General features: G+C 73.0%; 21 protein-coding genes. 8 read left to right on the top strand and 13 right to left on the bottom strand.

The features are described 5' to 3' along the window. Position 1: 1 nt before the first annotated feature. Entirely contained in the window at positions 2–1,594 is a 1,593-nt protein-coding gene (locus tag AB0M76_RS07445; RefSeq protein WP_365952008.1) for a DUF2142 domain-containing protein, read from the top strand. A gap of 40 nt (positions 1,595–1,634) precedes the next feature. Here the strand turns inward: AB0M76_RS07445 and AB0M76_RS07440 are convergent, their stop codons facing one another. Continuing rightward, positions 1,635–2,348 (bottom strand): carbon-nitrogen hydrolase family protein, encoded by a 714-nt coding sequence (locus tag AB0M76_RS07440; protein ID WP_266667320.1) that lies wholly within the window; start codon positions 2,346–2,348, stop codon positions 1,635–1,637. Between the two features lie 121 nt (positions 2,349–2,469). On the opposite strand from AB0M76_RS07440, the gene AB0M76_RS07435 reads away from it, so the two are divergent. Further along, positions 2,470–3,120, top strand: a complete 651-nt coding sequence (locus AB0M76_RS07435) for a hypothetical protein (RefSeq protein ID WP_365952007.1) — start codon at positions 2,470–2,472, stop codon at positions 3,118–3,120. Positions 3,121–3,128: 8 nt separating this feature from the next. Here AB0M76_RS07435 and AB0M76_RS07430 read toward each other — a convergent pair whose 3' ends face one another. Next, positions 3,129–3,707 carry a TetR/AcrR family transcriptional regulator gene (locus tag AB0M76_RS07430; protein WP_328621579.1) on the bottom strand — a complete coding sequence of 193 codons (579 nt, stop codon included), beginning with the start codon at positions 3,705–3,707 and terminating at the stop codon, positions 3,129–3,131. 159 nt (positions 3,708–3,866) lie between these two features. Between AB0M76_RS07430 and AB0M76_RS07425 the strand changes: the two genes are divergently transcribed. Continuing rightward, positions 3,867–6,401, top strand: a complete 2,535-nt coding sequence (locus tag AB0M76_RS07425; protein ID WP_365952006.1) for a glycoside hydrolase family 3 C-terminal domain-containing protein — start codon at positions 3,867–3,869, stop codon at positions 6,399–6,401. A gap of 93 nt (positions 6,402–6,494) precedes the next feature. Here AB0M76_RS07425 and AB0M76_RS07420 read toward each other — a convergent pair whose 3' ends face one another. Further along, positions 6,495–7,391, bottom strand: coding sequence for an SGNH/GDSL hydrolase family protein (locus AB0M76_RS07420; RefSeq protein WP_365952005.1), 897 nt, complete (start codon positions 7,389–7,391; stop codon positions 6,495–6,497). Positions 7,392–7,640: 249 nt separating this feature from the next. Between AB0M76_RS07420 and AB0M76_RS07415 the strand changes: the two genes are divergently transcribed. Further along, entirely contained in the window at positions 7,641–8,135 is a 495-nt protein-coding gene (locus tag AB0M76_RS07415; protein WP_365952004.1) for a DUF3145 domain-containing protein, read from the top strand. Positions 8,136–8,207: 72 nt separating this feature from the next. On the opposite strand, the gene fabF is transcribed toward AB0M76_RS07415, so the two are convergent. From fabF to AB0M76_RS07390, 5 genes are all read right to left on the bottom strand, one after another. Next, a complete protein-coding gene (gene fabF / locus AB0M76_RS07410) occupies positions 8,208–9,473 on the bottom strand; it encodes a beta-ketoacyl-ACP synthase II (RefSeq protein ID WP_266667330.1) in 1,266 nt (421 codons plus the stop codon). A 79-nt stretch (positions 9,474–9,552) separates the two neighbouring features. Continuing rightward, positions 9,553–9,801, bottom strand: coding sequence for an acyl carrier protein (locus tag AB0M76_RS07405; RefSeq protein ID WP_266629538.1), 249 nt, complete (start codon positions 9,799–9,801; stop codon positions 9,553–9,555). A gap of 59 nt (positions 9,802–9,860) precedes the next feature. Next, entirely contained in the window at positions 9,861–10,865 is a 1,005-nt protein-coding gene (locus tag AB0M76_RS07400) for a ketoacyl-ACP synthase III (protein ID WP_365952003.1), read from the bottom strand. 19 nt (positions 10,866–10,884) lie between these two features. Then, the gene (locus AB0M76_RS07395; RefSeq protein ID WP_365952002.1) at positions 10,885–11,817 is read right to left on the bottom strand and encodes an ACP S-malonyltransferase; all 933 of its coding nucleotides are present in this window, start codon (positions 11,815–11,817) and stop codon (positions 10,885–10,887) included. Between the two features lie 89 nt (positions 11,818–11,906). Next, entirely contained in the window at positions 11,907–13,112 is a 1,206-nt protein-coding gene (locus tag AB0M76_RS07390) for a helix-turn-helix domain-containing protein (protein ID WP_266667338.1), read from the bottom strand. An 81-nt stretch (positions 13,113–13,193) separates the two neighbouring features. Between AB0M76_RS07390 and AB0M76_RS07385 the strand changes: the two genes are divergently transcribed. Further along, the gene (locus AB0M76_RS07385) at positions 13,194–13,847 is read left to right on the top strand and encodes a pirin family protein (RefSeq protein WP_365952001.1); all 654 of its coding nucleotides are present in this window, start codon (positions 13,194–13,196) and stop codon (positions 13,845–13,847) included. Positions 13,848–13,885: 38 nt separating this feature from the next. Here AB0M76_RS07385 and AB0M76_RS07380 read toward each other — a convergent pair whose 3' ends face one another. Next, complete coding sequence (locus AB0M76_RS07380) at positions 13,886–14,704, bottom strand: serine hydrolase domain-containing protein (RefSeq protein WP_365952348.1); 819 nt, start codon at positions 14,702–14,704, stop codon at positions 13,886–13,888. Positions 14,705–14,774: 70 nt separating this feature from the next. On the opposite strand from AB0M76_RS07380, the gene AB0M76_RS07375 reads away from it, so the two are divergent. Both AB0M76_RS07375 and AB0M76_RS07370 read left to right on the top strand, forming a co-directional pair. Next, on the top strand, positions 14,775–15,170 hold the full coding sequence (locus AB0M76_RS07375; RefSeq protein ID WP_266667342.1) for a MerR family transcriptional regulator: 396 nt from the start codon (positions 14,775–14,777) through the stop codon (positions 15,168–15,170). After that, positions 15,167–16,183 carry an aldo/keto reductase gene (locus AB0M76_RS07370; RefSeq protein ID WP_365952000.1) on the top strand — a complete coding sequence of 339 codons (1,017 nt, stop codon included), beginning with the start codon at positions 15,167–15,169 and terminating at the stop codon, positions 16,181–16,183. Before AB0M76_RS07375 ends, AB0M76_RS07370 begins: the two co-directional genes overlap by 4 nt. 49 nt (positions 16,184–16,232) lie before the next feature. Here the strand turns inward: AB0M76_RS07370 and AB0M76_RS07365 are convergent, their stop codons facing one another. From AB0M76_RS07365 to AB0M76_RS07355, 3 genes are all read right to left on the bottom strand, one after another. Then, positions 16,233–17,084: a DUF4429 domain-containing protein gene (locus AB0M76_RS07365; RefSeq protein ID WP_365951999.1), complete on the bottom strand. Its 852-nt coding sequence runs from the start codon at positions 17,082–17,084 to the stop codon at positions 16,233–16,235. Between the two features lie 75 nt (positions 17,085–17,159). Then, a complete protein-coding gene (locus AB0M76_RS07360) occupies positions 17,160–18,299 on the bottom strand; it encodes an alpha/beta hydrolase (protein WP_365952347.1) in 1,140 nt (379 codons plus the stop codon). A 180-nt stretch (positions 18,300–18,479) separates the two neighbouring features. After that, on the bottom strand, positions 18,480–19,124 hold the full coding sequence (locus AB0M76_RS07355) for a TetR family transcriptional regulator (protein ID WP_365951998.1): 645 nt from the start codon (positions 19,122–19,124) through the stop codon (positions 18,480–18,482). A 379-nt stretch (positions 19,125–19,503) separates the two neighbouring features. Between AB0M76_RS07355 and AB0M76_RS07350 the strand changes: the two genes are divergently transcribed. Further along, positions 19,504–19,905 carry a peptidase inhibitor family I36 protein gene (locus tag AB0M76_RS07350; RefSeq protein WP_266629555.1) on the top strand — a complete coding sequence of 134 codons (402 nt, stop codon included), beginning with the start codon at positions 19,504–19,506 and terminating at the stop codon, positions 19,903–19,905. A 158-nt stretch (positions 19,906–20,063) separates the two neighbouring features. Here AB0M76_RS07350 and AB0M76_RS07345 read toward each other — a convergent pair whose 3' ends face one another. Next, positions 20,064–20,855 (bottom strand): potassium channel family protein, encoded by a 792-nt coding sequence (locus AB0M76_RS07345; RefSeq protein WP_365951997.1) that lies wholly within the window; start codon positions 20,853–20,855, stop codon positions 20,064–20,066. Positions 20,856–20,908: the final 53 nt, after the last annotated feature.

Here is a 20,908-nt window from a genome sequence, read left to right as displayed (position 1 = left end):
GATGATCTCCGCACTGAAGCGCCTGGCCGACTGGTCGGCCCGGACCCCCAAGCGGCTCTGGGCCATCGCCTTCGCGCTGTTCTTCACGCTCGCGGCCTCCTGGTCCGCAGCCACCCCGCTCGGCGGCTCCCCCGACGAGCACGCCCACTTCATCCGCGCGGCCGCCGTCGCCCGGGGCCAGATCGGCGGCCCCGAGGTGATGGTTCCGCACATGGTGGCGGGCATCGAGGGCCAGTTCGCCGAGACCGGGGTGCAGCTCCCGGAGTGGTACAAGCAGCTCCCCAAGCAGCACGAGTGCTACGCCTGGCACGAGGAGAAGCCCGCCTCCTGCGCGCCGAAGCTCGGGCACTCCGAGAAGACCGTCCAGGTCACCACCGCGGCCGGCCGCTACCACCCGGCCTACTACCTGGCGACCGGCTGGCCGAGCCTGCTGGTCAAGGGCCCGCACGGGCTGTACCTGATGCGGCTGATGTCGGCCGCGCTCTGCTCGGCGCTGCTGGCCGGCGCGGTGGTCACGGCCGCCGAGTGGAGGCGCCGGCGCTCGGTGGCGCTGCTCGGCGTGTTCACCGCGGCCACGCCGATGACCCTGTACATGGCCGGCATGGTCAACCCCAGCGGCGGTGAGATCGCCGCCGGCATCCTCGTCTGGACCGCCCTGCTGTCGATCCTGATGTCGCCCGATGCACGGCTGCTGAACCGGCGGCTGGCCCGGGTGGGCATCGGCGGACTGGTGCTGATCAACATCCGCCCGCTCGGGCTGATCTGGTTCGCCGGCGCGGTCTTCTTCGGCCTGCTGCTCGCCCACCGCGGCGTCCTGCGCTCGGTGCTGCGCCGCAAGGCCCTGTGGGTCTGGACGGCGCTGCTCGGCGTGGCCACGGCCGGTGCGCTGCTCTGGGCCGGGGCGCACCCCGACAACTCGGTGATCAACACGCCCAAGACGCTCACCGCCAAGGAAGCCGCCCGGCAGACCTTCGGCAACGCCGAGACGTACGTCCACCAGATGCTCGGCTACTTCGGCTGGCTGGACACCCCCGCACCCGCCTTCACCTGGCTGGTCTGGCTCGGCGTGATCGCGGTGCTCACCGCGCTGGGACTGGCGTACGGCCGGCTGCGCGAGGCGGTGGCGCTGATCGGCATGCTGGTGGCGATCGTGGTGGTGCCGGTGGTCGCCCAGGCCTCGCAGGCGGAGAAGCTCGGCATGGTCTGGCAGGGCCGCTACCTGCTGCCGTTCGCCGTGGGCCTGCCGCTGATGGCGGTGCTGATCTGCGCGAGCCGGGCGCCCGAGCAGGGTTTCCCGTGGCGCAGGCTGGTCGGCTTCGGCGCGGCCGGGCTCGCACTGGCGAACGCGGCGGCGTTCTTCTGGACGCTGCGGCGCTTCGCCGTCGGCACCAGCGGCTCCTGGGTGCCGTTCTCGGCGCACTGGGTCCCGCCCGGCGGCTGGATGCTGTGGACCGGCGTGTACACGGCGGCGGCGTTCGCCCTGGTGCTGCCGGCGCTGGTGCGGGACCGCGAGCCGGCTCCGGCGGAGGATCCCGCGGAGCGGAACGACAGCACGCGCTCGGGACGGCACTCGAAGGTGCCGGCGATCGGCTGACCCCGGTCGACCCCGGGTGGCGGGGCCGGCTGCCGGGCCGTCAGGCGCCGACCTCGGCCGTCACCACGGAGGGCGTCCGGTCGTCCGCCTCGGCCAGCAGCGCGCCGCCCGGGGCCCAGACCGCGGCGCGGCCGCAGCCGGTCCACGGGCCCGCCGGCCCCACGTGGTTGCCGAGGACGACGTACAGGCCGTGCTCCTCGGCGATCCCGGGGTACACGGTGGCCCGCTCCCGGATCCCGTCGCCCGTCCCGTACAGGGAGCTCGCCAGGTGCACCCGGCAGCCGTCCGCCGCCGCGCGGCCGGTGAGCTGCGCGAAGTGGTTGTCGTAGCAGACGCCGAGGGAGAAGCGGATCCCGCCGAGCTCGAAGCGGCCCTGGCTCTCGCCGGCCGCGAAGCCGCCCTGCTCGTGCCCGTACAGGTGCTGCTTGGCGTACGTCGTCACGTGCCGGCCGTCCGCGCCGTAGACCAGGGTCGCGATGGCGGGCAGCGGCCCGGCGGTGCGCAGCGCGACATTGACCGCGACGGCGATGCCGGCGGAGCGCAGCGGATCCAGGCGGGGATCGTCGGCGTCCGCCATCCACAGGCCGGGGTCGGCGGCCATGGCCTCCAGCTCGTAGCCGGTGAGCGTGAACTCGGGGAACACGACGAGCTCGGCGCCCTGCTCCCGGGCCTCCGCGGCGAGGGCGAGGCTCCGCTGCGTGTTGGCGGGTATGTCGGCCGGGATGCAGGTGAGCTGGGCTGCGGCGATCTTCACGGGTCCAGGATGCCAGGCCGGCTGCCCGCTCCTACGTCCACCCGGGGGTCGACGGGGGAGCGGGGCCGGGGTGATGCTGTAACAGCCCGCTTGCTCACCGGAGTTGACGGAGGATCGGCTGATGCCCGACTGGATCCAACCGGTCCTCGCCGGCACCTTCCTGGTCGTGTCGTACCGCGTGGTCCGCACGAGCGGGGCCGGACTGCGGGTGGCGGTGCTCCTCATGGCCGTCCTGAACGCAGGCGTGCTGTGGCTGCTCGCGGCCACCGGCCCGCCCTGGGGCGTGGTCGGGGTCGCCCTCGTGTCCCTGGCGGCCGCCGTCCACAGCCTGTTCGCGGCGATGCGGACCCTGATGGCCCGGATCCAGCGGGTCGACGCCGAAGCCTTCCGCGGCCTGGTCCTCCAGGCGGCGAACGCCCCCGGCCCCCAGGTGATGGGCGTGTGCGTCATGTTCGGCGGCTCGCTCGCCCTCACCGCGTTCGCCGACGACGCCCACCCCGAGGGCCGCCAGTTCCACCTCCTGCCCGGACCGGACTGCCCGTTCTGCCTGGTGGAGGATCAGATCCGGGATTTCCTCGGCCCCGCGGACCCGCTGCTCGACGCCTACCGCACCCACCTGCAGGCGGGCAGCAGCCGCCACCTCCTGGTCAAGCGGCGCTCGGAGCAGGAGGCCTGGACGGGACGCCTGCGCGACCGGGTGTACTACCGGATCCCCGCTCCCGCCCGGCGCCCGCCCTGCGCGGTCCACGACCCGCTCCTGGGCCGCCCCTAGGGGTGTCGTCAGCCCGCTTCCGGCCCCCGCAGCAGGGTCAGGAACGAGCGGAAGGCGGCCGGCATGTCCACCGATTCCGGCGCGAGCAGCCACTGGTACTGGAGGCCGTCCATAACCGCGGTCAGCAGCGGAGCCGCCTGCTCCGGGGTCAGGCCCGAGGGGAGCCGGTCGCCGAACTCGGCGCGCAGCACCTGCGTCATCTCGGCGCGTACCTGGGCGTAGCGCTCGGTGAAGAACTCCCGCGCCGGATGCCCGTCGGTGACGCTCTCGCCCAGCAGCGCCGAGAAGGTCTGCACGATCCCGGGGCGCATGGCGTTGTACTCGACCAGCGAGGCCAGCAGGTCCAGGCGCCAGGCGCCGGCCGAGGCGCGCGAGCCGCCGCCGGTGTCCCAGCGGTCGCGCTCCTCCAGCACCGCGACCAGCAGCGCCTCCTTGGTCGGGAAGTAGTGCAGCAGCCCCTGCTGGGTCAGGCCGACGCGCTCGGCCACCGCGCCCAGCGACGCACCGCGGTAGCCGCGCTCCGCGATCACCTCGACCGCCGCGCGCACGATGTCGCCGCGCCGCTCCTCGCTTCTCGCCCTGGCCATCGCCCCGGCACCTCTCCTGCTCACGCCGTGCCCCGCCTCGCCGGCGGCACCCTCAGTACGTTATCGGAATATCACGAACACATTACGAACCCTACCGCTCTACCGGTATCGGGTCCACGATGGGGGCACCCCCGCGGCACCCGCACCACACCCCGCCGCATGCACCCGCACGCACGCACGCATGCACCCGCACGCACTCAACGAGGAGGCACGGCCGTGACCGATGCCGATCAGGTCCGCAACGACGCCGTAGAGGCGGCGCTCGGCAAACTCGACCTCGACACCAAGGCCCGGCTGCTGGCCGGCCAGGACATGTGGTCCCTGCCCGCCGTCCCCGGGATCGGGCTCGAGTCCCTCGTCATGTCCGACGGCCCCATCGGCGTCCGCGGCGTGCGCTGGACCGCCGACGACCCCTCGATCGCCCTGCCCTCCCCGACCGCGCTCGCCGCCGCCTGGGACCCCGCGCTCGCCCGCCGCGCCGGCCGCCTCCTCGCCCAGGAGGCCCGCCGCAAGGGCGTCCACGTACTCCTCGCCCCCACCGTCAACCTGCACCGCTCCCCGCTCGGCGGCCGGCACTTCGAGTGCTACTCCGAGGACCCGTACCTCACCGGCGCCATCGGAACCGGCTACGTGAACGGCGTCCAGGACGGCGGCGTCGGCACCACCGTCAAGCACTTCGTCGGCAACGACGCCGAGACCGAGCGGTTCACCGTCGACAGCGTCATCGCCCCGCGCCCGCTGCGCGAGCTGTACCTGGCGCCCTTCGAGGCCATCGTCGCGAACGCCCACCCCTGGGGCATCATGACGGCGTACAACCAGGTCAACGGCACGACGATGAGCGAGCACCGCTACCTCGTGAACGAAGTCCTGCGCGGCGAATGGGGCTTCGACGGGTACAACGTCTCCGACTGGATGGCCGCCCGCTCCACCACCGGCGACATCCTCGGCGGCCTCGACGTCGCCATGCCCGGGCCGCAGACCGTCTACGGGCCCGCCCTCGCCGAGGCCGTCCGGTCCGGCGAGGTCCCCGAGTCCGCCGTGGACGAGGCCGTGCGCAACGTCCTGCGCCTCGCCGCCCGCGTCGGGATCCTGGAGGGCGCCTCCGCCGCCGTCACCGAGACCCCGGCCCCGATCGACGGCCAGGCACTGGCCCGGGAGATCGCCGCCCGCGGCTTCGTCCTCGTCCGCAACGAGACCGTGTCCGGCGAGCGGCCCGCCCTGCCGCTGGACGCCGCCCCCGGCCGCACCGTCGCCCTGATCGGGGCCGCCGGCCGCGACGCCCGCGTCCTCGGCGGCGGCTCCGCCACCGTGTTCCCCGAGCGGATCGTCTCCCCGCTGGACGGGCTGACCGCCGCCCTCCCGGAAGGGGCCCTGACCTTCACCGTCGGAGCCGACCCCAGCGAGGAAGCCGGCCCCGCCGACAAGGGCTTCGAGCTCAGCGCGGTCTGCCGCGACGCCTCCGGCGCCGTCCTCGGCGAGGGCAGCCTGCCGACCGGCCAGGTCCAGTGGATCGGCGACGACCTGCCCGCGGGCGTCTCGTACGAGACCATGGCGAGCATCGAGGTCACGGGTACGTTCGTGCCGCGCGAGAGCGGCGAGCACACCTTCGGCACCCGCGGACTCGGCGCCTTCGCCCTCGCCGTCGGCGGGGAGACCCGCTGGGAGGGCGTCCAGGCGATGGGCAACGAGGCCGACCCGTTCGAGGCCTTCTTCGGCGCCCCCAGCGAGCGCGCCCGCGTCGATCTCACCGAGGGCGAGGCCGTCGAGGTCTCGCTGACCTTCCAGGTCCCCGACATGGCCACCCTGCCGCTCAAGGCGATCATGTTCTCGCTGCTCCACCTCGGCCCGCGGCGCGACGCCGACGAGCTGATCGCCGAGGCCGTGGCCGCCGCCCGCGCCGCCGACACCGCCGTCGTGGTCGTCGCCACCACCGAGCGCGTGGAGTCCGAGGGCTTCGACCGGCGGGACCTCGCCCTGCCGGGCCGTCAGGACGACCTCGTGCGGGCCGTCGCCGCCGCCAACCCGAACACCGTGGTCGTCGTCAACGCCGGATCCCCGGTGGAACTGCCGTGGCGGGACGAGGTGGCCGCCGTACTCCTGACCTGGTTCCCCGGGCAGGAGGGCGGGGCCGCGCTGGCCGACGTACTCCTCGGGCACGCGGAGCCCGGCGGGCGGCTGCCCACCACCTGGCCCGCGCGGTTCGCCGACGCGCCCGTCACCGAGGTCGTCCCGACCGACGGCCGGCTGGAGTACCGCGAGGGGCTGTTCATCGGCTACCGGGCGTACGAGGCCCAGGGCATCGCCCCCGCCTTCCCGTTCGGGCACGGCCTCGGCTACACCGACTGGGCGTACGAGTCCCTCGAGGTCACCGGCACCACTGCCCGGGTCCGCGTCACCAACACCGGCACCCGGCCCGGCCGTGAGGTCGTCCAGCTCTACCTGGCCCCCGTCGCCACGGCGTCCGGCAGCGCGCAGAGCGCGGCCGTGGAGCGCCCGGCGAGCTGGCTGGCCGCCTTCGCCGGCGTCGAGGCGGGCCCCGGGGAGAGCATCGAGGCCGAGATCGCCCTGCCCGCCCGGGCCTTCGAGATCTGGGACGAGGAGGCCCGCGGCTGGCAGCGGATCGGCGGCGCGTACGAGGTCCGCGCGAGCCGCGCCCACGGCGACACGCGGCTCACGGCGATCCTGGAGGTCTAGACCCCCAGGGCCGGCCGGAAATCACCCATGAACCGGACCGGGGGCGGGCCCTGACACGCGCCCCCGGTCCCCCCGGCCGCCTCTGCCGGTCCGTCAGCGCGGCGGCTCGGCCGCCGTCACCTGGCGGTGCGCCAGCTCCGCGAGCCGGGCCTGCCCGTCCTTGCCCGGGTGGAACCAGTCCCAGCGGCTCAACTGGTCGGCGGCGAACGGGTACTGGAACACCGCACCGCCGTCGTAGCGGCACAGCGCGTCCTTCTTGCAGACCTCGCGGAGCACCTCGTTGTACTCGACCACCCGCGCCCGCACCTGCTCGCGCCGGGCCGTCGCCCCGGACGCCGCCGACAGCGGATCCGCCAGCATCGACTGACAGATCCCCAGCTTCCAGATCTGCCGCACCATCGGGCTGTCCTTGCCCTGCTCCCACAAACGCTGCAGGTCCGGCACGCTGGAGACGTACACCTGCGACGCGGGGGAGGCCGCCCGCAGACCCGCGAGGGCCTTCTCGAATGCGGCACGGAACTCCGCCACCGGCGTCATCGAAGAAGCCGACGGTCGGCAGGCGTCGTTCGAGCCCACCATCACCGTGACCAGGTCGGGCTTGTGTTCCGCGGCCGAAGCCAGCTGACCTGCCAGGTCCGCCATCCGCGAGCCCGTCACCGCGTAGTTCCAGCTGCGCGCGGGCACCTCGGCCTCCCCGAGCAGCCGGGTGGCGAGGGAGTGGACGGCGGGGTCGTTGCCGGTGGCCCAGGAGACCTCCGGGCAGTCCGCCAGCACCGAACAGGCGTCGAAACCCCGTGTGATGGAGTCGCCGACGGCGGCGACCGACGCGGGCGCGGTGTTCCAGCGCGGCCCTGCCTGCGCCCCCCGCTCACCCTCCGTGGCCGACCCGCCCGACTGACACCCGGTCAGCGCCCCGGCCAGGAGGACCGCCGCCGCGCCCGCGCCCGCGAGAGTCCGGCGCGCGCGGCGGCACAGGGCGGTGGTGCACATCGGGTGGTCCCCTCCTCGTCGCCCCACGTCCTCCGGGGGCGTCCTGCTGAGTGAATGCTCTGTGTTTGGCGGCCTCGGACCGACCGTACGTCACACCATGACCCCTGGCGCACGGTAGCTTTTTCCCGTGGTGTTTCGGCCGCAGGTCCCGTAGCGCAATGTCAAATAATTTCCGTTACATTACATCACGTCACATACTGTCCGTTTTCTGGAGTTTATTCCCGACCTCGTCCCACACTGGAGGTCCCGGTGACGACACGTGGAGTTCTGTACGTGCATTCCGCACCGCGCGCGCTCTGCCCGCACGTGGAATGGGCTGTTGCGGGCGTGCTCGGGGTGCGGGTGAACCTCGACTGGATCAGGCAGCCCGCCTCCCCCGGCACCTGGAGAGCCGAGTTCTCCTGGCAGGCCGAAGCGGGCGCCGCGTCGAAGCTCGCCTCCGCGCTGCGCGGCTGGCACCTGCTGCGCTTCGAGGTGACCGCGGAACCCTGCCCGACCGCCGAGGGCGAGCGCTACAGCTCCACCCCGGAGCTCGGCATCTTCCACGCCGTCACCGGCATGCACGGCGACATCCTGATCCCCGAGGACCGGCTGCGCGCCGCCCTCGCCCGGTCGGCGCGCGGCGAGACCGACCTGGAGGCGGAGATCGCCAAACTGCTCGGCAAGCCCTGGGACGACGAGCTGGAGCCCTTCCGCTATGCCGGCGAGGGCGCCCCGGTCCGCTGGCTCCACCAGGTCGTCTGAGTCCCGGGGCATACGGAAAGGGCCCGCCCGGCGAGTGCCGGGCGGGCCCTTTCGTACGTACTGCCTCGCCGACTAGACGCTCCGGAACGCCAGCGTCACGTTGTGGCCGCCGAAGCCGAACGAGTTGTTGATCGCGGAGATCGGGCCCTCGGCCGGCAGCTTGCGCGGCTCGCCGACGACGATGTCCGCGTCGATGCCCTCGTCGAGCTCGTCGACGTTGATGGTCGCCGGGGCGATCCGGTGGTACAGCGCGAGCACGGTCGCGACGGTCTCGATACCGCCGGCGCCGCCCAGCAGGTGACCGGTCATCGACTTGGTCGCGGAGATCGCGATGTGGTCGAGGTCGTCGCCCAGGACCTTGCGCAGGGCCTTCAGCTCGGCCGTGTCACCCTGCGGGGTCGACGTGGCGTGCGCGTTCAGGTGGACCAGCTCGGCCGGGTCGAGACCCGTGTTGTCCAGCAGGTTCTGCACCGCCGCCGCGACACCGCGGCCGGTCGGCTCAGGCTGCGCGATGTGGTGGCTGTCCGCGGACAGCCCCTGGCCCAGCACCTCGCAGTAGACCCGGGCGCCGCGCGCGGCGGCGTGCTCGGCGGACTCCAGGACGACGACGCCCGCGCCCTCGCCGAGGACGAAGCCGTCGCGGGCCTTGTCGTACGGGCGGGAGGCCTGCTGGGGGTTCTCGTTGTTCTTGGACATCGCCATCATGTTGGCGAACGCGGCGATCGGCAGCGGGTGGATCGCCGCCTCGGTGCCGCCCGCGACGACCACGTCGGCGCGGCCGGTACGGATCATCTCGACGGCGTAGCCGATGGCCTCGGCACCCGAGGCGCACGCGCTGACCGGAGTGTGCACGCCCGCCTGGGCGTTGACCTCCAGGCCGACGTTGGCCGACGGGCCGTTCGGCATGAGCATGGGGACGGTGTGCGGGGAGACCCGGCGCACACCCTTTTCCTTCAGTACGTCGTACTGGTCGAGCAGGGTGGTGACGCCGCCGATACCGGAGGCGATCACGGTGCCCAGGCGCTCGGGCGCGATGGCCGCGTCCTCGCCCGCCGGGGCGGTGTAGCCGGCATCCGCCCAGGCCTCACGGGCGGCGATGACGGCGAACTGGGCCGAGCGGTCCAGCTTGCGGGCCAGCGGGCGCGGCAGGACCTCACTCGGGTCCACGGCGACCGGGGCGGCGATACGGACCGGGAGTTCGGCGAAGCGCTCGCCCTCGAGGGGCTTGACGCCGGAACGACCGGCGAGCAGACCTTCCCAGGTCGAAGCGCTGTCGCCACCCAGCGGAGTGGTTGCGCCGATACCGGTGACGACCACGGTGCGATTGGTCGGGCTCACAGGAATTCTTTCTCCACGTCTCAGGGGGTGCTGAATTGTCACGGCGCCACCGCAGGGTGGCGACAAACGCTCGTCAGGCTCAGGCCTGGTGCTTCAGGATGTAGTCCGCGGCGTCGCCGACCGTCTTGAGGTTCTTGACGTCCTCGTCCGGGATCTTGACGTCGAAGCGCTCTTCGGCGGCGACGACGACCTCGACCATGGAGAGCGAGTCGACGTCCAGGTCGTCGGTGAAGGACTTCCCGAACTCGACGTCCTCGACGGGGATGCCGGCGATCTCGTTGACGATCTCCGCGAGACCCTCGATGATCTCTTCCTGCGTGGCGGCCATGTGGCGCTCCTTCTATAGCTAACTGGGGTGAAGCAGGGTCGGGATGTGGATCCCGGGCCCTAGGGGAGGGTAACGACCGTCGCGGCGTAGACGAGTCCCGCCCCGAAGCCGATGACGAGCGCGGTGTCGCCGCTCTTCGCCGCTCCGGTCGCCAGGAGCCGCTCCATAGCGAGCGGGATCGAGGCGGCCGAGGTGTTGCCGGTGGTCTCCACGTCACGGGCGACCGTGACGTGCTCCGGCAGCTTCAGAGTCTTCACCATCGAGTCGATGATCCGCATGTTTGCCTGGTGCGGGATGAAGACGTCCAGGTCCTCTGCGGTGATCCCGGCCGCGTCGAGCGCCTGCTGGGCCACCTTGGCCATCTCGAAGACGGCCCAGCGGAAGACCGCCTGACCCTCCTGCGTGATGGCCGGGAACTTCTCGCCGCCGTCCTTGCCGAGGTACTCGTCCCACGGCACGGTCTGCTTGATCGTCTCGGACTTGTCGCCCTCGGAACCCCACACCGTGGGGCCTATGGCCGGCTCGTCCGAGGGGCCGACGATCACGGCGCCGGCGCCGTCGCCGAACAGGAAGGCCGTCGCGCGGTCCTCCAGGTCGGTCAGGTCCGACAGCCGCTCCACGCCGATGACGAGGACGTACTGGGCGGAACCTTCCACCACGAGGCCCTTGGCGAGCGTCAGTCCGTATCCGAAGCCGGCGCAGCCCGCGGAGATGTCGAACGCGGCGGGCTTGACCGCTCCGACCCGGTGCGCGATCTCGGTCGCGACGGCCGGGGTCTGCTTGAAGTGCGAGACCGTCGAGACGATCACGGCACCGATCTGCTCCGGCGAGACACCCGCATCGGCCAGCGCCTTGCCGGAGGCCTCCACGGACATCGCGGCGACGGTCTCCTGGGGCGAGGCCCAGTGCCGGGTCGCGATCCCGGAGCGGGAGCGGATCCACTCGTCCGACGAGTCGATCGTCTCGAGGATGACCTCGTTGGAGACCACGCGGGTAGGGCGGTAGCCGCCGACGCCGAGGATACGGGCGTACGGGGAGCCCTTGGCAGGCTTGATCTTCGACATGCTGTGTGGGCTCCTTCTCTCAGGCCGCGTGCTCGGCGATGAGTGCCGCGGCCTTTTCGAGATCGTCCGGCGTCTTCAGGGCCACGTTCGGTACGCCCTTGAGCGCACGCTTGGCCAGACCCGTCAGAGTGCCACCCGGGCTGAGCTCGATGATCCCGGTGACGCCCAGCTCGCGGAACCTCTCCATACACAGGTCCCAGCGGACCGGGTTCGCGACCTGGCCGACCAGGCGGGCGACGACGTCGGCGCCCGCGGTGACGACGTGGCCGTCCTTGTTCGAGACGTACGTCAGCTCCGGGTCGGCCGGGGTGAGGGCCTGAGCGGCCTTCTCCAGCGTGGCGACCGCAGGAGCCATGTGGTGCGTGTGGAAGGCGCCCGCGACCTTGAGGGCGACGACCTTCATGGAGCCCTCGGGCTTCTCGGCCACCAGGGCCGCGATCTGCTCCATCGTGCCCGCTGCCGCGATCTGGCCGGCACCGTTGATGTTCGCCGGGGTCAGCCCCAGCTTCTCCAGGTGCGCGACGACCACGTCCTGGTCGCCGCCGAGTACCGCTGCCATACCCGTCTCGGTGACGGCGGCGGCCTCGGCCATGGCCAAGCCGCGGGTCCGTACGAACGACAGTGCGTCCACGTCGGACAGCACACCGGCGTACGCGGCGGCGGTGATCTCACCGACGCTGTGGCCCGCGACGGCACCGAAGGCCGTACGGCCGTGCCCATCGGAGGGGGCGAGCGCGGAAGCGGACAGCAGACCGGCGGCCACCAGCAGGGGCTGGGCCACCGCCGTGTCGCGGATCTCGTCCGCGTCGGCCTTCGTGCCGTAGTGGGCAAGGTCGAGCCCGATGGCGTCGGACCACTCGGCGACGCGGTCAGCGGCGCCGGGGAGGTCGAGCCAGGGAGTCAGGAAGCCGGGCGTCTGTGCGCCTTGGCCGGGAGCGACGAGTACGAGCACCCTCACACTCTCTCTTGTGGATGGTCCCGCCCGCCCGTGGGGACAGGGACGAAGAACCGTCGGGGTAATTGTTGATGTCCGACAAAAGTCTAGGACTGCTGATCGCCGTCGGCCAGACGCCCGAGGATCAAGGCGATCCGCAGCGTGAACGCGGAGCGGACATCGGACGGCGACCAGCCGGTGACGTCGGTCACACGTCGGAGCCGGTAGCGCACCGTGTTCGGGTGCACGAACAACATCCGCGCCGCCCCTTCCAGGCTGCTCGCCTGCTCCAGATACACGCTCAGCGTCTCCAGCAGCGCCGACCCCGCCTCTTCCAGCGGTCTGTAGATCTCCTCCACCAACTGCTCCCGGGCGGAGGGATCCGAGGCGATCGCTCGCTCGGGCAGGAGATCGTCCGCAAGCACCGGCCGCGGGGCGTCCTGCCAGGCCGTGCCCGCCTTCAGCCCGGCCGCCGCGGCCTGCGCGGACTTGGTGGCGTTCAGCAGGTCCGGAACCACCGGCCCCGCTACCACCGGCCCCGCCGCGAACGGCCCGATCAGCGACTTCGCCACCTGGATCGGGTTGTCGCTGCCGCCCGCGATCACGACCAGGCGGTCACCGAGCACACCCGTGAGCACCTGCAGCTTGTGGTGCCGGGCCGCGCGCCGGATCGCCTCGACCGTCAGCTCGCTGTCGCCCTCCGGTGCGGTGCCCAGCACCACGCACACGTGCTCCGGCGAGTTCCAGCCCAGCGCCGCGGCCCGCGACAGCGCGCCCTCGTCGGCCTCGCCGGACAGCACCGCGTTCACGACGAGGGACTCCAGGCGGGCGTCCCACGCCCCCCGCGCCTCGGCGGCCTGCGCGTACACCTGGGCCGTCGCGAACGCGATCTCCCGGGCGTACACCAGCAGCGCCTCGCGCAGGATCGACTCGTCGCCCGGGGCCGCGACCTCCTCGATCGCGGCCTCCATGACCTCGATCGTCGTACGGACCATCTCCACGGTCTGGCGCAGCGTGATCGCCCGGGTCAGCTCGCGCGGAGCCGTCCCGAAGACGTCCGTCGAGATCGCCTGCGGGGTCTCCGGGTGCCGGAACCACTCCGTGAACGCGGCGATGCCGGCCTGGGCGACCAGGCCGATCCAGGACCGGTTCTCCGGGGGCATCGCCCGGTACCACGGCAGGGTCTCGTCCATGCGGGCGATCGCGTTGGCGGCGAGCCGGCCGGAGGACTTCTCCAGTCGGCGCAGCGTCGCGGCGTGCGGATGGGCGGGAGCGGGATGCGCGGGGGAATGCTCACGTTCGGCTTGGGGCACGGGACAAGACTGCCTTATCGGGACGGCGGCGCGGAGTCCGGTCCCACGGCGGCGTTCCGCCGGGGGGCTACGGTGACCCCCATGATTGACGTACGCCGCGGGGCCGACCGGTACGGGGGCGGGGATCCGGACAGCGGGATCACCACCTTGCACGCCTTCTCCTTCGGCCGGTTCTACGACCCGGACAACGTGCGCTTCGGCCCGGTCCTGGCCTGCAACGAGGAGACCCTCGCCCCGGGCGCCGGCTTCGACGAGCACCCGCACAGCCACACCGAGATCGTGACGTGGGTCGTCCAGGGCGAGCTCACGCACAAGGGCAGCACCGGCGAGAGCACCGTGGTCCGGCCCGGCGACGTGCAGCACCTCGGCGCCGGATCCGGCGCCCGGCACATCGAGCGCAACGACGGCGCGGTGCCGCTGCGCTTCGTGCAGATGTGGTTCGCGCCCCTCGCCTCGGGCGGGGAGCCCTCGTACACGCTCGTCCGCGGGATCTGCGACGACACCCCGTACGAGGTCCCCGCGGCCGGCGCCGTCCTGCACGTCCGCAGGCCCGGCGCCGGCGAGCGGGTCGCCGTACCGGCGGCGGAGCGGGTCTACCTGCACGTGGTCCGCGGGGACCTGCGCCTGGACGGGGAGGAGCTCGGACCCGGGGACGCGGCGCGGATCACCGGCGAGCCGGGCCTGGAGATCGTCGCCGGATCCCCGGGGGAGCTGCTGATCTGGGAGCTGACCTAACGGGTGAGCTGCCCTAGCGGGTGAGCAGCCCTGGCCGGTCAGCGGCCGGCGAGCTCGGCGAGGACCGCGTCGGTGAACGGAGGCCAGGCTTCCACGGCCCACGGGCCGAAGGCGCGGTCGGCCAGCGCCACACACGCGGCGCGCGCGTCCGGGTCGACCCACAGGAAGGTGCCGGCCTGCCCGAAGTGGCCGAACGTGCGCGGCGAGGACGAGGCGCCCGTCCAGTGCGGGGCCTTGCCGTCGCGGATCTCCAGGCCGAGCCCCCAGTCGTTGGGGGACTGGATCCCGTACCCCGGGAGCACGCCCTTGAGGCCCGGGTGGACGACGGAGGTGGCCTCCGCGACCGTACGGACGTCGAGCAGCCGGGGCGCCTGGAGCTCGGCGGCGAACCGGACCAGGTCGGAGACGGTCGAGACGCCGTCCTTGGCGGGCGAGCCCTCCAGCGTCGTCGACGCCATGCCGAGCGGCTCGAACACCGCTTGGTGCACGTACTCCGCGAAGGGGATGCCGGTGGCCTTGGCGATGTGGTCGCCGAGCACCTCGAAACCGGCGTTCGAGTACAGCCGGCGCGTGCCGGGCGCCGCCATCGCGCGGTGCTCGTCGAAGGCCAGCCCGCTGGTGTGGGCGAGCAGGTGACGGACCGTCGAGCCCTCGGGCCCGGCCGGCTCGTCCAGCTCGATCGCCCCCTCCTCGTACGCGACGAGTGCGGCGTACGCGGCGAGCGGCTTGGTCACCGAGGCCAGCGCGAAGCGGTGGCCGACGGGCCCGTGGGAGCCGGCCAGGCTCCCGTCGGCGCGTACGACGGCCGCCGCGGCGGTCGGTACCGGCCAGTTCTCGATGATCCGCAGACTCTGCAGGGTTTCCACGCTCTCCATGCGGCCGAGCCTACTTGCTTGGAGTGCACTCCAAGGTTTTAGCGTGGTCGCCATGAGCCTGACGCAGACGCGGTACACGATCAGCGAGGTCGAGGCCCGGACCGGTCTGACCCAGCACACCCTGCGCTGGTACGAGCGGATCGGCCTGATGCCGCACGTGGACCGCTCCCACTCGGGACAGCGCCGGTTCACCGACAAGGACCTCCACTGGCTGGCCTTCGTGGGCAAGCTGCGCGCCACCGGGATGTCGGTGGCCGACATGGTCCGCTACGCGGAACTCGTGCGCGAGGGCGAGCACACCGTCGACCAGCGCCGCGAACTGCTGGAGCAGACGCGGCGCGAGGTGCGCACGCGCATCACGGAGCTGACCGACGCGCTCGCCGTACTGGACTTCAAGATCGGCATGTATGCCACGGTCACGACCGCGGGGAAGGCGAAAGAACAATGACGAAGAACACCACCATCGAGCAGGCCGAACTCGGCAAGGGCGGCCCGCGGGTCGGTGTCCAGGGCCTCGGCTGCATGGGCATGAGCGAGTTCTACGGGGACACCGACGAGGCAGCCGCCCGCGCGACCCTGGACGCGGCCCTTGCCGCCGGGGTCACCCTCTTCGACACCGCGGACGTCTACGGGCGCGGCCGCAACGAGGAGTTCCTCGCGCCGTTCGTGGCCGCGCACCGGGACGGGATCACCCTCGCCACCAAGTTCGCCATCGAGCGCACCGACGACCCGCAGTACCGGGGCATCCGCAACGACCGCGCGTACATCCGCGGGGCCGTGGAGGACAGCCTGCGGAGGCTGGGGACCGAGGTGATCGACCTCTACTACATGCACCGGCGCGACCCGGCCGTGCCGTTCGCCGAGTCGGTGGGCGCGATGGCCGAGCTGGTGCAGGAGGGGAAGGTGCGCCACCTGGGGCTCAGCGAGGTCACCGGCGCCGAGCTGCGCGAGGCGTACGCGGTGCACCCGATCGCGGCGCTCCAGTCGGAGTGGTCGCTGTTCAGCCGGGACGTGGAGCGCAGCGCGGTGGGCGCGGCGGCGGAGCTGGGCGTGGCCTTCGTGCCGTACTCCCCGCTCGGACGCGGCTTCCTGACCGGTGCGTTCACGGACGCGGCGGAGCTGTCGGCGGGTGACTTCCGCGCCTTCCAGCCGCGGTTCACCGGCGACAACGCCAAGGCCAACGCGGCGCTGCTGGAGCCGGTGCGGCAGATCGCGCAGGCGCACGGGGCGACCCCGGCGCAGATCGCGCTGGCCTGGGTGCACCAGCAGGCGCAGGTGCACGGGCTGACGGTGGTCCCGATCCCCGGCACCCGCAAGCCGAGCCGCCTCGCGGAGAACACCGCGGCGACCCGGATCACCCTGACGCCGGCGGAGCTGGCCCTGCTGGAGCCGATCGCCGCCCAGGTCGCGGGCGACCGCTACCCGGACATGAGCTCGACCTCGGCGGCCCGCGAGGAGTAGCCCGCAGCCACCGCGCCGGGGCACCCCCCGGCGCGGTGGCCGGCGGAGGTCAGGCGTCGGCGGCGAAGCGGTCGCGCAGGGCCGCGTACTCCGCGTCGGTCAGCAGGCCCGCGCTGTACAGCTCGCTCAGGTGGTGCAGGCGTTCGTCCGTGCGGGCCGCCGGGACCGCGGCCACCGGGGTGCGGCTGCGCAGGGCGGCGAGGACGGCCGCCGCGAACGGCAGCGACTCGTGCACCGCCCCGTACCCGACGCCGAACACCGCGGCCGCCAGGTCGTGGTCGGGCCGAGGGTCGCCGGTGGCGTCCCGCGGGAGCAGCCGCAGGTGGCCGCCCGGCGCCTCCGGCGAGTTCCACTCGACGCCCGTCAGCGCGGACAGCGGGTAACGCTGGTCGCCCGCCTTCCACTTGGTGCTCGTGGCGCCTGTACGCGACCAGTGGAAAGTGACGGCCGAACCGTCGAAGCCCAGCCGCGCGTCGTACGCCTTCAGCTGCAGCGGCGGCTGCGGCACCTCGACGAGGAAACGTTCCGCCGGATCGGCGGCATCCGGGCCCAGCCGGGCCCGTACGGCGTCCGCGAACTCGGCCGCCTGCGCGGCCCGGTCCCCCGGCAGCACCAGCCGGTACGGATCGCAGGCCGCCCGCAACTGCCCGGCGGCGGCCTCCATCAGCGGATCCGCGCCCGTCCGCGGCACGGCATGCAGGACCACCGCGTCCCGTTTCCCCCCGGACCCGGTCGCGTTCACGCTCACCCCCGACAACGCCTCGAAGGGGATCCGCCGCGCCCCGAGGGCATGCAGGAGTCTCGGAGTCCTCGGCGTTCTTATCCCCCGTGCGAAGCGGATGAGCACCGAGTCCGAGTCGAACTCCCAGACGGCATGATTTCCGGCCAGTACATCACCCATGCGGCACATCGTAAGGGGACGTACCCCTGCGCGTCCCCCTCGATGCAGAGCCCGTTTTCCGAGGCTCTACACGTGTCAGTCCCCGTCTGTCCCGGAAATTCCACGGCGGCACGCATCGTCGCCGGTCGCGCACACAACGGAACCGAACGCACCGGTTCCGATTTTGGCGAAGTTGTCCAGGGATCCCGTACCTGGCTCGAAATAGCCGGTGTGGAGCTTCGCCCCGGCCGAGGACAGCAGCCGCGACCCGAAGTCCGGCGACACCGGGTCCGCCCCGTGGCCGACCCCGCCGACCTCCAGGTGCGGTACGTCGGCGATCCAGTCCCCGGCGTCCCGCGTCGCCCACACCCGCGCCGACGTGTGCAGCTCGGCCGCCGAGCCGGCGCGCATCCCGGGACTGCCCGCCACCACCACGTCCGTCACCCGCTCCGGCAGCGCGTGCGCGGCGACCCCGCACACCACCGAGCCGTAGCTGTGGCAGAACAGCGCCACGCTCGCGTCGCCGGGCAGCGCAGCGGCCAGGGACTCCAGCCGTACGGCCCCGTCCACCGCCATCCGGCCGGTCGCCGCGTCCATGCCGACCCCGGTGGGAGCGGTGTAGCCGGCCCAGGCGATGACCGCGGTCCGGCTGTCGGGAGCCGCCGCGCGCTGGGCCTCGTACAGCGACTGCGCCATGCCGACGGGTGCGGTGAGGCGGCGCTGCGTGCGCTCGAAGGTGAGCACGTCGGTGTCGACGCCGGGGACGACCACCGAGATCCGGCCGGCCCGGTCGACGTCGCCGAACACCTCGGCGACGCGGCCGCCGCCGGTGGGGTCGAAGGCGAGGATCTGCCGGCCCGGCAGGGCCAGGGATGCGAAGCGGTGAGAGCGCCGGCCGGCCGTGGTGCGGTCGGCCGGGGTCAGGCTGACGTCCCGGCTGCGGGCCTCCTCCACGCGCTCGGCCTGCTCGAGGCCCCGCAGGTTGGCCCGGTAGCGCAGCGCGGCCGGCGCCCCGTCGAGGTTCCCGACGACCAGGGGGTACCCCTCGGCGAGCCGGGCCCGCTGGGATCCGTCGAGCTCGGCGAAGAACCGGGCCACGGTCCGTACGGGGGCGTCGGCGGGCGGCACCGGCCGGCCGTCGATCCGGGCCGTGGACCAGGAGGCGAGGGCGGCGGCGCGCAGGGTGGTCCCGGCGTCGGGCCGGTGCACGGAGGTCCAGCCGGTGGTCGCCAGCATGATGAAGACCACCGCCAGCGCGAGCAGGGTGCGCAGGGCGGCGGGGCGCGGGTCGGCGCCGACGGCGGGGGAGTGGGCGAGGCCGGGCAGGTTCACTGGGACCAGCGTAGGAGACCGGATCCGGACACGGCGCCCAGGGTGACCGGGTTCACGGCCGACCGTGGGACCCCGTACGGATGTTCAGCGCCAGTCCGCGGCCAGCGCCGGGCCGATCTGGTCAAGGCAGGCCTCGGCCATCCGCCGGATCGAGGCCACGCTGGAGTCCTCTCCCTGGCCCCACAGGCGACCGGTGACCCTCATCACTCCATAGAACGCGGCGACCGCCAGCCGCGGCCGCGGGTCGGTGTCCACGTCCAGCCCCTCGCGCTCGGCGATCAGCCGGGCGACCCGCTCCTCCAGCCCGGTGGAGCGGCGCAGGTGGACGGCGAGCAGGGCCGGCGTCGACTCGATGAGCCGGTACGTGCGCATGTAGAGGTCGACCGGGACCACGGCGCAGAGGGCCTCGTCGAGGGTGTCCCAGGCGCCGAGCACGGCGCCCCGCAGCGCCTCGAGCGGGCCCTCGGCGGGCGGCCGGGAGCGCAGCGCGGCGACGAAGTGCGACTCGACCAGGTCCTGGACGGCGAAGGCGGCCTCCTCCTTGTTGGCGAAGTACCGGAAGAAGGTCCGCTGGGAGACGTCCACGGCGTCGGTGATCTCGTCGACGGTGGTGCGCTCGTACCCCTGCGCGACGAAGAGGAGGAGGGCGGCGCGCAGCAGCGCGTCCCGGGTGCGCCGCTTCTTGCGTTCGCGCAGCCCGGGCGCCGGCACCGGCCGCTCGTCGGTCATCACCGGGGGTGTCCTTCCCGCATGCTCCGCATGCCGAATCCGACGCCGAGTGAGCGGTCAGGTTACCCGTGACGGACCTGGCAGCCACCGTCCCGTTAACCCGTTGGTGAGGGCAGCGGCCGCTGCGGCCGCCCCGGCCGGCAACCCGATCGGGGACAACCGGCAGTCGGTGCAGCCGCCCCCGCCACCACAGCTCACGGCACAGGCGTCAACCGAGTCCGTACGAGAGCCCCGCGGGACGGTTCCGGCGGGGCCGTCGCCTATCAGGGTGGACCCGCCCGCGGCCCCTTCCGCCCGGCCGTCCTCGCAGGTCAGCGTGGGGTCCGAGGCGCTCCGGAACCGGTCCGGGGAGCCCCGGTCCACAAGGAGTTGACCTGTCATGCGTACGAGTTCACCCGCACGGTCCACCACCGTCCTCGCCGCGACCGTCCTGGCCCTCGCCGCGTTCGTCCCGAGCACGGCAGGCACCGCACACGCCGCCGGCCCGCCGCCGGGCAAGGCCCCCGCCTGCGCCGCCGGGCAGCTGTGCCTGTGGGCGAAGCCGGAGTTCAAGGGCACCCGCCACGCCCACGAGCTGAGCACCATGGACATCAACAGCTGTACGGCACTGCCCGCCGGGACCAGCGCCCAGTCGCTGGTCAACCGCACCGGGCGGCCGGTGACCACCTACCAGTCGGCCGAGTGCGCCGAGACCGGCGAGTTCCAGACCTACCCGGGCGACGGGGTCCAGCTGCCCCAATCGCTCTACCTGGTCAGGGCCTTCAAGGTGTGGGAGCGCTAAGCGGCCTCGGGGAAGTGGGGTGCGTTTTCGCGTCGTGCGGTGCGGTGCATCGCAAGGCGGAGCGGCGCCCCCGTACCGGGCGTACTCGGGTGCCGCGACAACGCGGCGAGGCGCCGTGCCGGGCGGCGTGGGGACGTGCCCCACTTCCCCGAGGCCGCTCAGGCGCCCGCCGCCGGGGCCGTTTCGGGCACCTGGGCCGGTACGTCGGCCCCCGCGCCCGGAGCGGCCGCCTCGCCGAGGCGCCCGATCTCGGCGCGCAGCGCCCGTACCTCCGCGGCCAGTTCGGCGATCGCGGCGGTCTGTGCCCGCTCCACCCGGTCGTCGCGTTCGAAGCGGGAGATGAACCAGGCGGCGATGTTGGCCGTGACCACACCGAGCAGGGCGATCCCCGACAGCATCAGCCCCACCGCGAGCACCCGGCCGAGCCCGGTGGTGGGGGAGTGGTCCCCGTACCCGACGGTCGTCATGGTGGTGAAGCTCCACCACACGGCATCGCCCAGGTTCTTGATGTTGCCGTCGGGCGCGTCCCGCTCCACGCTCAGCACGGCGAGCGAGCCGAACATCAGCAGCCCGACCACGGCCCCCGCCACGTACGTGGTCAGCCGGATCTGCGGGGCCATCCTGGCCCGCCGGCCCACCAGCAGCAGCGTGGACACCAGCCGCAGCAGCCGCAGCGGCTGGAGCATCGGCAGCAGCACCGCGCCCAGGTCCAGCCAGTGGGTCCGGACGAACGCCTTCTTCGCCGTCGACAGGCCCAGCCGCATCAGGTAGTCGGCGGCGAACGCGCCCCACACCACCCACTCGGTGAGCGTGCACGCCCGGTGGACGGCCGCGTCCGCGTCGGGCGCGACGATCGGTACGGCGTACGCGACGGTGAAGGCCGCGGCGAGCACGAGCAGCGGGGTCTGGCTCCGCCGCTCCCACCGCAGCTGGCGGGAGGGTTCCTTCATACGGAGCATCGTAAGGAACAGGTAAAGCGAAGCGGGCCCCCGGCACTGCCGAG

Source organism: Streptomyces sp. NPDC051364 (assembly GCF_040682115.1).
Classification (GTDB): Bacteria; Actinomycetota; Actinomycetes; order Streptomycetales; family Streptomycetaceae; genus Streptomyces.
This window is presented reverse-complemented; position numbering and strand designations above follow the sequence as displayed.